This window comes from Streptomyces sp. NPDC019224 (assembly GCF_040632605.1).
Classification (GTDB): domain Bacteria; phylum Actinomycetota; class Actinomycetes; order Streptomycetales; family Streptomycetaceae; genus Streptomyces.
In genome coordinates this window covers 33,321-46,024 of the sequence record NZ_JBEYCF010000027.1, presented here as the reverse complement: position 1 = coordinate 46,024, position 12,704 = coordinate 33,321, and the positions used below count along the sequence as shown (strand labels likewise).

Annotated in this window: 11 protein-coding genes; 6 read left to right on the top strand and 5 right to left on the bottom strand. The window is 72.5% G+C overall.

Features of this window, described 5'->3' with window-relative positions; translation table 11 throughout:
- Positions 1–86: 86 nt before the first annotated feature.
- Together ABZ564_RS18885 and ABZ564_RS18880 are read left to right on the top strand one after the other, a co-directional pair.
- Positions 87–1,415: a nicotinate phosphoribosyltransferase gene (locus tag ABZ564_RS18885; RefSeq protein ID WP_360857309.1), complete on the top strand. Its 1,329-nt coding sequence runs from the start codon at positions 87–89 to the stop codon at positions 1,413–1,415.
- Positions 1,416–1,642: 227 nt separating this feature from the next.
- Positions 1,643–2,227, top strand: a complete 585-nt coding sequence (locus ABZ564_RS18880; protein WP_360857306.1) for an isochorismatase family protein — start codon at positions 1,643–1,645, stop codon at positions 2,225–2,227.
- A gap of 16 nt (positions 2,228–2,243) precedes the next feature.
- On the opposite strand, the gene ABZ564_RS18875 is transcribed toward ABZ564_RS18880, so the two are convergent.
- Together ABZ564_RS18875 and ABZ564_RS18870 are read right to left on the bottom strand one after the other, a co-directional pair.
- A complete protein-coding gene (locus ABZ564_RS18875; RefSeq protein ID WP_360857303.1) occupies positions 2,244–2,585 on the bottom strand; it encodes a hypothetical protein in 342 nt (113 codons plus the stop codon).
- Positions 2,586–2,709: 124 nt separating this feature from the next.
- Positions 2,710–5,106: an immune inhibitor A domain-containing protein gene (locus ABZ564_RS18870; RefSeq protein WP_360857301.1), complete on the bottom strand. Its 2,397-nt coding sequence runs from the start codon at positions 5,104–5,106 to the stop codon at positions 2,710–2,712.
- 372 nt (positions 5,107–5,478) lie between these two features.
- On the opposite strand from ABZ564_RS18870, the gene ABZ564_RS18865 reads away from it, so the two are divergent.
- On the top strand, positions 5,479–5,766 hold the full coding sequence (locus tag ABZ564_RS18865) for a hypothetical protein (protein WP_360857298.1): 288 nt from the start codon (positions 5,479–5,481) through the stop codon (positions 5,764–5,766).
- A 3-nt stretch (positions 5,767–5,769) separates the two neighbouring features.
- On the opposite strand, the gene ABZ564_RS18860 is transcribed toward ABZ564_RS18865, so the two are convergent.
- Together ABZ564_RS18860 and ABZ564_RS18855 are read right to left on the bottom strand one after the other, a co-directional pair.
- Positions 5,770–6,429 (bottom strand): RDD family protein, encoded by a 660-nt coding sequence (locus tag ABZ564_RS18860; RefSeq protein ID WP_360857296.1) that lies wholly within the window; start codon positions 6,427–6,429, stop codon positions 5,770–5,772.
- Between the two features lie 76 nt (positions 6,430–6,505).
- Positions 6,506–8,296, bottom strand: coding sequence for an RDD family protein (locus ABZ564_RS18855; RefSeq protein ID WP_360857293.1), 1,791 nt, complete (start codon positions 8,294–8,296; stop codon positions 6,506–6,508).
- Positions 8,297–8,505: 209 nt separating this feature from the next.
- Between ABZ564_RS18855 and ABZ564_RS18850 the strand changes: the two genes are divergently transcribed.
- Both ABZ564_RS18850 and ABZ564_RS18845 read left to right on the top strand, forming a co-directional pair.
- Positions 8,506–8,982: an SsgA family sporulation/cell division regulator gene (locus ABZ564_RS18850; protein WP_360857290.1), complete on the top strand. Its 477-nt coding sequence runs from the start codon at positions 8,506–8,508 to the stop codon at positions 8,980–8,982.
- Between the two features lie 227 nt (positions 8,983–9,209).
- Entirely contained in the window at positions 9,210–10,877 is a 1,668-nt protein-coding gene (locus ABZ564_RS18845) for a tetratricopeptide repeat protein (protein WP_360857287.1), read from the top strand.
- A gap of 66 nt (positions 10,878–10,943) precedes the next feature.
- On the opposite strand, the gene hppD is transcribed toward ABZ564_RS18845, so the two are convergent.
- Positions 10,944–12,089 carry a 4-hydroxyphenylpyruvate dioxygenase gene (hppD, locus tag ABZ564_RS18840; protein ID WP_360857284.1) on the bottom strand — a complete coding sequence of 382 codons (1,146 nt, stop codon included), beginning with the start codon at positions 12,087–12,089 and terminating at the stop codon, positions 10,944–10,946.
- A 131-nt stretch (positions 12,090–12,220) separates the two neighbouring features.
- Here hppD and ABZ564_RS18835 point away from each other — a divergent pair, with 131 nt between their 5' ends.
- Positions 12,221–12,694, top strand: coding sequence for an Lrp/AsnC family transcriptional regulator (locus ABZ564_RS18835; RefSeq protein ID WP_111331080.1), 474 nt, complete (start codon positions 12,221–12,223; stop codon positions 12,692–12,694).
- Positions 12,695–12,704: the final 10 nt, after the last annotated feature.

Genomic DNA, 12,704 nt, shown 5'->3' with positions numbered 1-12,704 from the left:
GCCCCTCGCACAAACGGCCCCCGCGTCGCGCCGCCTCCGCCACCCCCATCTCGTCACTTTGACGAAATAGGGGTAGCATCCCCGGCATGAACTCTGCGGACCTTGGGCGACGGGTCGGTGTGCCGTCGACAGCGCTCTTCACCGACCAGTACGAGCTCACGATGGTGCAGGCCGCGCTGAAGGGCGGCACGGCCGGCCGGCGCTCGGTCTTCGAGGCGTTCACCCGCCGACTGCCCGAGGGGCGGCGCTACGGCGTCGTCGCGGGCATCGGGCGGGTCCTGGACGCGGTGGAGAACTTCCACTTCGACGAGGAGATGCTCGGCTTCCTGCGCGACCAGGCGATCGTGGACGGGCCGACCCTGGACTACCTGGCGGACTACCGGTTCAGCGGCGACATCTGGGGCTACCCGGAGGGCGAGGTGTACTTCCCGGGCTCGCCGGTCCTGCGGGTCGAGGGCTCGTTCGCCGAGTGCGTGCTGCTGGAGACGGTGATCCTGTCGATCCTCAACCACGACTCGGCGATCGCCGCCGCGGCCTCCCGGATGTCGGCGGCGGCGGGCGGACGCGGGCTGATCGAGATGGGCGCGCGGCGCACCCACGAGCTGTCGGCGGTCGCCTCGGCCCGGGCCGCGTACATCGGCGGCTTCGACACCACGTCCGACCTGGCCGCCGGCTTCCGCTACAACATCCCGACGGTCGGCACGAGCGCCCACGCCTTCACCCTGCTGCACGACTCGGAGCGCGACGCCTTCCGGGCCCAGGTCGACTCGCTGGGGCGCGGCACGACCCTCCTGGTGGACACGTACGACGTGGCGACGGCGGTCCGTACGGCGGTCGAGATCGCCGGGCCCGAGCTGGGCGCGGTACGGATCGACTCCGGCGACCTGCTGCTGGTCGCCCACCGGGTGCGCCAGCAGCTGGACGAGCTGGGCGCCACGGGGACGAAGATCGTGGTGACCTCGGACCTGGACGAGTACGCCATCGCCTCGCTGGCCGCCGCGCCGGTGGACGCGTACGGGGTGGGCACGCAGCTGGTGACCGGCAGCGGGCACCCCACGTGCTCGATGGTCTACAAGCTCGTCGCCCGCGCGGAGTCGGCGGACCCGGCGGACGAGCTGCGGCCGGTCGCGAAGAAGTCGATGGGCGCGAAGTCCTCGAAGGGCGGTCGCAAGTGGGCGGCGCGCCGGCTGGACGAGGAGGGCGTGGCCGAGGCCGAGGTGATCGGCACAGGCCCGGTGCCCGAGGAGCTGGCCGGCCGGCAGCTGCTGGTGGAGCTGGTCCGGGGCGGCGAGGTGGTGGCGCGCGAGCCGCTGGACGTGGCGCGCGAGCGGCACATCGCCGCGCGGGCGGGGCTGCCGCTGTCGGCGATGCAGCTGTCGCGCGGCGAGGCGGTCATTCCCACCGAGTACGTGTGAGGCGGCGCCGCGCGTAGGCCCGGGGGCGTCCGGCGTGCCGCTCCGTCCTCGGCCTTCCCCCCGGCCCGGACGGCGGGAGAGGCGCCCCCGGGCGGGCTCGACCGTGCGCGGCGGGCGCGGCCGCGCCCCGCGCACCCGATTTCGCGCCGGCACGCTTGATTGCCTCCTTGAAAACCCTAGGCTCGGGGCCGTCCCCGTACCGCTCCCCACCCCGAAGGACACCCACCATGCACCGCGCCTTGATCGTCGTGGACGTTCAGAACGACTTCTGCGAGGGCGGGAGCCTCGCCGTGGCGGGGGGCGCCGATGTCGCCGCCGCCATCACCGACCTGATCGGCGAGAGCCGGCCCGGTTACCGGTACGTGGTGGCCACCCGGGACCACCACATCGATCCCGGGGACCACTTCTCCTCGGCGCCCGACTTCGAGCGCTCCTGGCCGCCGCACTGCGTGGCCGGTACGGAGGGCGTGGGCTTCCACCCCAATTTCGCGCCGGCGGTCGCCTCCGGGGCGATCGACACGGTCTTCGACAAGGGCGCCTACGCGGCGGCGTACAGCGGCTTCGAGGGGCTCGACGAGAACGGCACCGGGCTCGCCGAGTGGCTGCGCGAGCACGACGTCAGCGAGGTCGACGTGGTCGGCATCGCGACCGACCACTGCGTGCGGGCGACCGCGCTGGACGCCGTCCGGGAGGGCTTCGCCACGCAGGTGCTGCTCGGCCTGACCGCGGGCGTCGCCGAAGCCACGACGGAGCGGGCGCTGGCCGAGCTGCGCGAGGCGGGCGTGGCGCTGACGGGCGAGCCGGTCGTCTGAGGGCCCGGGACCCGGGTCAGCCCCGACCGGCCGGGACGGCCGGCGGGGCGGGCCTCAGGAGGGCGCGGATGGGGTGCCAGAGCTCATGGGCCCGCTCGGGTCTCGCGCGCCACAGGACGCCGTCCGGGTGGTGCAGGACCGCGGTGATCTCGTCCGGGGTGGGCGGCTCGGCGTTGCCGCGCAGGTAGACGGCGCGCAGGCCCAGGTTGCGCAGTCGGGTCAGGGCGCGGGCCCGGTTGGCCGCGTGCACCAGGACCCGGACCGGGGAGCCCGGCCCGGGTCCCTCCGCCGGGCTCGGCAGGGTGATCGCGACGACCACACTGCCGTTCGGCAACTTGCTGAATCCTCCGCCTGCCATGCGTACGAGCTCCCCCGTGAGACATCGTGTCAATAAGAAAGTGAACAGGGGCACCTAAACACGATCGGCCGCCGCCCGCTAGAGGGCGACGGCCGATCACGCTATGACCTGCGGTGATGCGGTCCTACTTGGTCGAGGCACCGACCTGGACGGTCATCGTGTCGCCGTTGAGCGGCTCGTTGATGATCGTGATCTTGGTGTTGGTGTCAGGAACCTTGACGCTTCCGGTCGGGTTCTCCTTGTACCAGTAGGTGCCCTTGCGGTCGTCGAAGGACGGGATGCCGAGCTGCGGCTTGACCTTCACGGCCTGGTCGGCCAGGTGCAGCGTGAAGCCGTCCGTCGGGTACCAGCTGAACGGGGCGTCGAAGGGCTGGATCTTGTTGCGCATGATCGCGCCGTTCGCCCACGTCAGCGGCTTGGCGTGCGCGTCGACCGGCAGGATCAGGCCCTGGCCGGGGTGCTGCGACACGTTGTTGTCCGTCTGGGAGGTGTCCCAGAGCCAGACGAGCAGACCGTTCTGGTACGGGTAGTGCTCGACCCAGTCCGGACGGGTCTGGGAGAAGCCGAAGTTGTACGGGCCGGTCTTGAGGGTCTGGTCGTAGCTGACGTACTGACGGTTCTCCGCGAGGTAGTACTGCGGGTACTCCTTGGCGAACGTCTTGCCGACCCGCGAGAAGCCCTTGCTGGTCCAGCCGTTGTCGTCGCCCTCGGCGTTGTCCGTGAACAGCGCCGCACCGTCGGCGGTCACCGAGATGCTGTCGGCCGCGAAGCCCACGCCGCCCGCGCCGCCGTCGGTGGCGTAGCGGAAGCGGATGTCGATCTTCTGGCCCGCGTAGGCGTCCAGCGAGTACGACAGCTTCTGGTACTTGCCGGAGACGTCGGTCAGGGCCGGCTTGTCACTGGCGTCGCGCGGGATGGCCTTGCCGTCGGCGGTGCCGTCGATCGCGGTCCAGCTGGTGCCGCCGTTGGTGGACACCTCGGTGTAGAGGTAGTCGTAGTCGGCCTCGATGTCCCACCAGCCCTGGAGGTCCAGGGACGCCTTGGCCTTGCCGGTCAGGTCGACCGGACGGGACAGCGTGTTGCTGAGGTTGTCGCCCATGTCGCTCCACCACTGCTTGGCGCCCTCGGCGGGCGTCGTGACGGCGGTGGTGACGGCCTTGTCGGGCAGCGCGACGACGAGCGCCTGCTTGTCCTTGGTGTTGTACTCGGACACGCCCAGCTTGTGGGTGGACTTCGTCGCGGCCTTGGCCTCGGCGTAGTCCAGCCAGCCCAGCTGGAGCTTGTCCCAGGCGGTCATGTCACCGGGCATGTCCCCGATGCTGCCCTTGCCGGTGCCGAGCCAGGAGCCGGCCGACATCAGCGACCAGAAGCCGACCGAGTTCTCGGCGCTGTTGGTCGTGTCGTACAGGTCCGGAAGACCGAGGTCGTGGCCGTACTCGTGGGCGAAGACGCCCAGGCCACCGTTCTCGGGCTGCGCGGTGTAGTCGCCGACCCAGATGCCGGTGTCGCCGATCTGGGTGCCGCCGGCCTTGTTCTGGGCCGGGCCGGTGGCGCCGACGTTGGTGCCGTACGCGTACCAGCGGTGCGCCCAGATGGCGTTGGTGCCCTCGACGCCGCCGCCGGCCGACTCGTCCTCGCCCGCGTGCACGATCTGGAAGTGATCGATGTACCCGTCGGGCTCGTTGAAGTCGCCGTCGGCGTCGTAGTCGTAACGGTCCCACTGGTCGTACTGGGCGAGGTCCGTCTTGATCTGCTCGGGCGTACGGCCCTTGGCCTTCTGGTCGGCGGCCCAGGCGTTGACGCCGTCCCGGATCATGTCCCAGGAGTTGGCGCAGTTGGTCGAACCGCAGTAGTTCGAGCCGTAGCGCGCCTCGTTGTAGGGGACCTTGACCCAGTCGGAGACCTCGCCCTCGACCGAGTAGCGGCCGGAGGAGGTCTTCTCGTAGTACGTCTTCAGCGAGTGCTTGCCCGCACCCGTGCCGAAGTACATCTCCTGGAAGTGGGCCTGGTTGTAGTCGGCCTGCCAGGCGGTGCTGTTGTCCTTCTTCGGGTCCGGCTGGGCTATCTGGTTGTGCGCCGGTCCCGGCGTGCCGCCGTACTTCTTGACGGCGGGCTTGGGGCCGGCGCCGTCCGGGTCGTACATGGTCGTGTCGTCGACCTGGTTGCCGAACTCCACCAGAATGGTGAAGATCTTGTCGGTCTTCTCACGGCCGAGCTCGACGTACTTCTCGTCGTCGAGCTTGACGACCTTGGAGCCCTCGCGCGACGAGACCTTCTTGTCGCCGGATATGACCTGTTCCAGGGCAGCCTGGCGCTTGGCGGCCTGCTGCTTGCTGAACGGGCCCTCCAGGTCGTGGTCGTTGCCCTTGGCCGACCCCGGGTCCCGGCGGTCGATCGAGGCAGCGGTACCTGACGCCTGGTCATCTGCCTGAGCGGTGGCGAAGGCGGATGCGGTGGCGGCCGTCGCGGCCATGGCCACGACAACCGCTCCGGTCCGAAGCGCCCGTCTCTTAATGATCACGTGTTGCAGTCCTCCCCGGCGTTTCGCGGCGACGGCCGGGAGTGTGAAGGGGCCGCGCGCGGAAAACGCGTCACAAGTGACACCATTCGACCGGAGTTACGGAAGAAAAGACAGACCTTGACTTGAATGGTGCAAGTGCACTATGCAGGAGCGCCATTCCGGTATCCGGACGAGACGTCGGCGATCCACCGGCGCGTCAGGCCCTGCCGAGGGCGCGCGAGATGGCTCCATGCGCCCCCCGTGCACCGGCACTGTGGGTTAGGTTACGCTTACCGGCCGTTCCTCGGGGGCATCCACCGTCATAGAGTCGCTCGACAGTGCGACCGTGTCGAGAGACCGCCCATCCGACGTCCCGAGGACGGAAAAGAAGCCATGCCGCGACCTACTGCCGCACAGCTCTCCTACGGTTCGGTCACCGTCGTCCTCTCGACCCTGGCCATGTTGCTGCTGTTCCGCACCGGTTCGGGCATCGGTATCGCCGCCGTCGGCACGGTCGCGCTCGCCCTCGGTCTCGCGGTGTCCGTCACCGTACCCGCGAAGTCGCGCCGGCCCACGGCGAAGGCGGCGCGTACGAGCGCCCCGGTGTCCGCACACCGTGGCACCGCACCCGCCGCCCGCGACGAGGACCGGGCCCCCGTCTCCGCACAGAGCCCGCGCTGAGCCTCAGTTGACGGTCACCACCACCGTCTTGGCCGCCTTGTCCTGGAGGCCCTGGCGGTAGGGCTTGTCCGTGAACATGAGCACGATGTTGATCAGCCACCACAGGCACGGGCAGCACAGCAGCGCCGGCAGCCACAGCACCACGGCCCGCAGGAACGCCGCCCCGGTGTCCGGCACCCGGCCGTCGTTGAGCATCGCGACCCGCATCTTCAGCAGCCGCTTGCCGAGGGTGCGGCCGTCCTTGTGCGTGAAGTACGTGTCGTACGCCACATAGACGACGAGGCCGATCAGCGACCAGAGCAGCTGATGGCCGCTGTAGGTCTGGGCGAAGATGTCGCTGACGTCGTCGTCGCCGTCGTCCGACATCCCGACCGCGCCGCCCCAGGGCAGCGAGATCAGGTACAGCGGGATCGAGATGATCAGCAAGTCGATCAGCCGGGCCAGGATGCGCTTGCCCGGTTCGGCGAGCGGCGGCATCCCCGCGAGCGGGTCCGGCCCGCCGTACGGTCCGCCGCCCCCGTAGGGCCCCGAGTCGTACGGCGGCGGAGGCGGCGCGCTTCCGTAGGGCGAGCCGGACGACGGCGGCGGCTGGTTCCCGGGCGGCTGCTTCCTGAAGGGGTCGTCCTCGGGCGGCTGACCGGGCGGCGGCTGATCGTTGCTCATGGGGGCAGTGCATCCCGCCCCCCGGGCCCCCGCAACGGCTCAGTGGCGTTCGGGGGACGCCATTCGGGGGACGGGGTCAGCCCGCGACGAAGGTGCGGGCCGCCTTGTCGTGCCAGCACTGGCGCCACGGCCGGTCGACCAGGCACCACAGCACACCGGCCACCCCGACCAGCAGGACGCCCGGCACCCCGTACACCAGCCACCGGCGCAGCGCGGCGCCGAAGCCGGGCGTCTCGTGGGACTCGATGTCCCGTACGTCGAGCCCGCACAGCTTCTTACCGAGCGTACGGCCCCACTTCGCGGTGGGCAGCGCGTCGAGCAGCACGCCCAGCACCAGGAACACCCCGAGCACCGCACCGCCCAGCGCGGCCGTGGTGGAGTCCAGCAGCCATACGGTGACCGTCTCGCCGGACAGCTTGGCCGCGTCGATCTTGTCGTCGATGTGGTCCGCGGCCCGGCCGGCCAGCGGCACGGCGACCGCCGCGGTGAGCGCGCCCAGCAGCACCGTGTCGATGAGGCGGGCGGCGAACCGCTTGCCGAGCGGGGCGGGGCGGCCCGAGGCGCGGGCCGCCGCGAGCCGCTGGAAGTGGTCGTCGGCCGGGGGCTTCCAGGGCGCGACCGGCTCGACGGGCCGTGCCTGCGGCGCCGCGGCCGCGGGGCTCATGGGCTCCTGCTGCCCCCAGGAGGCACCCGGGCCCGCCTGCCGGGGCGGTACGGGAGCGGGCGCGGATGCGGATGCGGCTGCCCGCGGCGAGGGCGCGGCGGGAGTGACGGGCGTCTGCCGCGCGGGCCCGGGGGGAACGGCGGGGGCCTGCCACGCGGGCGCGGGGGAAGCGGCGGGGGCCTGCCGCGCGGGCGCGGCGGGGGTGACGGGCGTCTGCCGCGCGGGCGCGGCCGGCGTCTGCCGCGCGGGCGCGGCGGGGGCGGCGGGGGCGGCGGGGGTGGCCGGCGTCTGCCGCGCGGGCGCGGCGGGGGTGGCCGGCGCAGCCGGGCCCGCGTCGAGCGCGCGGAAGGGCATCGCGCCTGCGGCGGGCGGCTGTTGACCGCCATCGGGGCGGCGCAGGGCCCGGATCGCGACGGTGTTCTCGGCGGGCGGCCGCGCGCTGTCCCCGCCCGCCGCGGAGCCGGGGCGGGCCGGGCGGGTGACGCGGATGGCGACGGTCTTCTCGGGCGCGGCTGCCCCGCCCTCCCGCATGCCGGGCACACCGCCGCCGGCCGGGGCGCGGTCGGCCCGTTCCGGGTCCACCGGGGTGCGGCGGGCGGCTTCGGCAGGGGCGCGGCGGGCGACCTCCGCGGAGGCAGGGGTACGGCGGGCGATCTCGGCGGAGGGAGCGGGGGGAACGGCGGGCTTCGCGTCGTCCGGGGCGGGGGCGGCCGGGGCGGAGGCGGCCGGGGCAGGGGCCGCCGGGGCAGGGGCCGCCGGGGCAGGGGTGCCCGCAGCCGGGGAGCGCCGGTCGCGGCCCGCGGGTTCCGGGGCCCCCGGCCCCGTACCGCTCTCCCCCGTACCGCCCCACGACACCCGGCGGTCCCGGTCGCCGCCGAAACCGGCCTGGCGGGAGGCGTCGGCCTGCCAGGCGGTGGCGGGTTCGGGGCGGTTGGCCGCGTACGGCTCCTCGTCGAGGAACACCGGACCGGTCTCCTCGACCGGAGCCGGAGCCGGAGCCGGAGTGGGGGCCGGGGCCGGCGCAGGAGTGGGGGCCGGAGCGGTGGCCGCGGGCGGTGCCCCGTCCTGCTTCGGAGCCGGGCGGCTCGTGCCGGGGACCCAGGAGGCGCCGTTCCAGTAGCGGACGTAACCGGGGATGGACGGGTCGGGGTAGTACCCCTCGCGGGGGCTTTCGTCACCGGGTGCCGGGGTTGGGGCGCTCATCACCGTGGTCCCGTATCTCTTCGAGGCCTCAATACAGGAGTCCACATCTATCAGACAGGCGCGTATCCCCGGGCCCGTCCGGGTGTTTGGCCCACTTTCCGGTCACGCGGAACTTTTTTCGCGAAGTCGCGTAATGGATGGCGGCGAGGGCGCTCCCACTCGTGCGGGCCGGTCGTGGGACCGGTCCGGGACAAGGGAAGGACGCCCTCATGCACACCGTCGTGGAACGCGAGCTGGAGCTCAAGCTGGTCCTGTCGCCCGACCGCAGCATCCCCGTACCGGCCAGGCTGACGTATCGCACCGAGGACCCGTACGCGGTGCACGTCACCTTCCACATCACCTCGGACACGCCGGTGCACTGGACGTTCGCCCGCGATCTGCTGGTGGAGGGGGTGTTCCGGCCGTGCGGGCAGGGCGATGTGCGGATCTGGCCCACCAAGGTGGACGGGAACGGCGTCATCTGCGTGGCGCTGACGTCGCCGGACGGCAACGCCCTGCTGGAGGTGGAGTCCTCGGCGGTGGCGGTCTGGGTGGAGCGGACGCTGCGCGTGGTCCCGGCGGGTACGGAGAGCGAGCGGCTCGGCATCGACGAGGGCCTGGCCGAACTCCTCGCGCCGCTGCCGGCCGACGATCTGTGGATGAGCGACCCGTGGCCGTCGGACGAGTCGCAGGACGGGGAGAGTTGAGGAGCGCGGGCCGGGGGCGGAGCCGCTCGGAACACCTCGCCGGGTTCGCGGGCCCGCCGGCCTCGGCGGGATGGGGGACCGGAGCGGCCGGGGGTGGGAACGCGGTGGTGGGTGGGGGCGGGAGCCGGCGGCGCCGTGCGTGGTGCCCGGGCCCATTGGTGTGAACCCGTCCGCGGTGGCGACCCCAAGACACAGTGCGATCTTCATACTGACGCACAGTGAGCGGCATGGAACTCACGCCTCAGCAGCCCCCGAGGGCCCCCGGGCCCGAGGACTCCTTCGACACCGACCGGCCCGCTCCCGCCGCTCTCCCGCCGGTCCCCGCGTCCCTGGCCGAACCGCCGCCGCCCTCGATGCGTACGACCCTGCGCCGGGCCGCCTTCGGCATGGTGGCGGGTGCGGTCCTGGTGACGGGGGCGGTGGTCGCGGTGCCCGACGAGGACAAGGAGGCGGCGCCCGTGTCCGGCCCGGTCTCGCGCGCGATGAGCGCGACGGCCGCCGGCTCCCCCGCCTCGCTCCCCGATCTGACGGCGCTCATCGGGGACCGGCGGAAGTGGGTGGGCGCGCACCCCTCGGACGCGCCCGCGTGGGCGGTGCTGGGATCGGCGTACGTGGAGTGGGGACGGCGGGCCGCCGACCCGGCGTACTACACCCGGGCCGAGCAGGCGCTGAAGCGTTCGCTGAACGTGCGGCCCGGCGAGAAGGGCAACACGGCGGCCTGGGTCGGGCTCGCCTCGCTCGCCAACGCCCGGCACGACTTCGTGACGGCGAAGAAGTGGGGCGAGACGGTACGGGCGCGGCAGCCCAAGGAGTGGACCGTCTACCCGGAGCTGATCGACGCCTACAACGGCCTCGGCGACCGGAAGTCGGCGATCACGGCGGTGGAGAGGTTCACCGAGCTGCGGGCCGGGGTGCCGGCGCTGGGCCGGGCGGCCGAGATGTACCGGGACCGGGGCCGGCCCGAGGACGCGCTGGCCACCGCGCGGGAGGCGGCGCACCGGGCGAGGACGCCCGCCGAGAAGGCCGCCTGCCTGGCCAGGCTGGGCGAACTGGCCTGGGAGCGGGGCGAGCCGGAGGAGGCCGTGGCCCGGTACGGGGCGGCGCTGCGCGCCGAGAAGGGCCACCACCCCTCGCTCGCCGGGCGGGCCCGGGCGCTCGCGGCCCTCGGCCGCACCGACGAGGCCGTACGGGACTACCAGGCCGCCCTGGCGAAGTCGCCGCTCCCGGTGTACCTGCTGGAGCTGGGCGAGCTGTACGAGTCGATGGGGCTCGACGGGGACTCGACGAACCAGTACGAGAAGCTCCGCGCGGCGCTGGACCGGGGCAGGGCGGGCGGGGTGGACGAGTCGCTGCTCCTGGGCCGCTTCGAGGCCGCGCACGGAGACGCGGACGCGGCGGTGGAACTGCTGCGGGGCACGTGGGAGCGGGGGCACCGCAGCGCGGCGGTGGCCGACGCGCTGGGCTGGGCGCTGCACCGGTCGGGCGACTCGGGGGCGGCGCTGGAGTACGCGCAGCGGGCGGTCGACTCGGGCGGCCGGAACGCCTCGTACGCGTACCACCTGGGCATGGTGCGGCGCGCGGTGAACGACTACGGGGCGGCCCGCCGCCATCTGGAGGAGGCCCTGCGCACCAACCCGGCGTTCTCCCCGCTGGACGCACCGCTGGCGCAGGAGGCGCTGGACACCCTGGCACAGCCCCCGGCGGTCGTGCGGCCGGCCCCGCAGGCCCCGGCCCCGCAGGTCCCGGCACCGCAGCAGCCGCCCGCGCCCGCCGGTGACCCGGCCCCCGCCCCCGCGGCGGGCCCGCAGGGGCAGCAGGCGGTCCCGGCCCCCTCGGCGCCCGCCCCGCAGGCACCCGTACAGCCGTCCGCCGCACCGTCGGCGGCCGTTCGCTGAGCCGCGGCGCGAGCACGACGAGGGGCGGGCCGGATTCCGGCCCGCCCCTCACTCATGCCGTGCGGGTCACAGGTTGCCGCGCTTCTCCTGCTCGCGCTCGATCGCCTCGAACAGGGCCTTGAAGTTGCCCTTGCCGAAGCCCATCGAGCCGTGGCGCTCGATCATCTCGAAGAAGACGGTCGGGCGGTCCTGGACCGGCTTGGTGAAGATCTGCAGCAGGTAGCCGTCCTCGTCGCGGTCGACGAGGATCTTCAGCTCGCGCAGGGTCTCCACGGGCACCCGGGTCTCGCCGGCCCACTCGCCGAGGGTGTCGTAGTACGAGTCCGGGGTGTCGAGGAACTGCACACCGGCGGCGCGCATCGCCTTCACCGAGGCGACGATGTCGTTCGTGGCGAGCGCCATGTGCTGGACGCCGGCGGCGCCGTAGAACTCCAGGTACTCGTCGATCTGGGACTTCTTCTTGGCGATGGCCGGCTCGTTGATCGGGAACTTGACCTTGAGCGTGCCGTCCGCGACGACCTTCGACATCAGGGCGCTGTACTCGGTCGCGATGTCGTCGCCCACGAACTCCTTCATGTTCGTGAAGCCCATGACCTTGTTGTAGAACGCGACCCACTCGTTCATCCGGCCGAGCTCGACGTTGCCGACGCAGTGGTCGATGGCCTGGAAGAAGCGCTTGGCCGGCGGCTCGACGATCGGGGTGGCGGCGACGTAGCCGGGCAGGTACGGGCCGTCGTAGCCGGAGCGCTCGACGAGCGTGTGGCGGGTCTTGCCGTACGTGGCGATGGCGGCGCGCACGACGGTGCCGTGCTCGTCCTTCGTCTCGTAGGGCTCCTCGATGCCGGTGGCGCCGTGCTCGACGGCGTACGCGTACGCCGCGCGCGCGTCCGGGACCTCGATGGCGAGGTCGATGACGCCGTCGCCGTGCGCCGCGACGTGGTCCTCGAGGAAGTGGCCCCAGTCGGAGGACGCCTTGACGACGGAGGTGAGGACGAAGCGGGCGGAGCCGCTGGTGAGGACGTAGCTGGCGGTCTCGCGGCTACCGGTCTCCGGTCCGGCGTAGGCGACCAGCTTCATGCCGAAGGCCGTCGAGTAGTAGTGCGCGGCCTGCTTGGCGTTGCCGACGGCGAAGACGACGGCGTCCATCCCCTTGACGGGGAAGGGGTCGGCCTGCCGGGACGTCTCGGGGGTGCTGTGCATCGTCTCTGTCATGCCCCGAGGTTCCCGCCACTCCGCAAGGTGCGCAACAGTTCGCATGATCACTGGTCAATCTGCCCAGTGAGTGGCCATGATGACCGGGCTATCTGTACATGGTGCCCATCACACCGACCCCGGAGGACGGCATGGCGATCGATCGACTGGACGGGCGGCTCATCGTGCTGCTGGCGCGTGAACCCAGGATCGGTGTCCTGGAGGCGTCGCGCAGGCTGGGCGTGGCGCGCGGGACGGTGCAGGCGCGCCTGGACCGCCTTCAGTCGAATGGCGTCATCCGCGGCTTCGGTCCGGACGTCGACCCGGCGGCCCTCGGCTACCCGGTCACCGCGTTCGCCACGCTGGAGATCAAACAGGGCCAAGGAGCCGACGTACGGGCGCACTTGAGCGGTGTACCGGAGGTGCTGGAACTGCACACCACCACCGGGCACGGGGACATGCTGTGCCGGCTGGTGGCCCGGTCCAACGCGGATCTCCAGCGGGTGATCGACCGGGTTGTCGGATTTGATGGCATTGTCCGGGCCTCCACGGCCATCGTCATGGAGAACGCCGTGCCCCTGCGCGTCATCCCGCTCGTCGAGCAGGCCGCGCAGGACACCGACTGAGCCGAGGAGT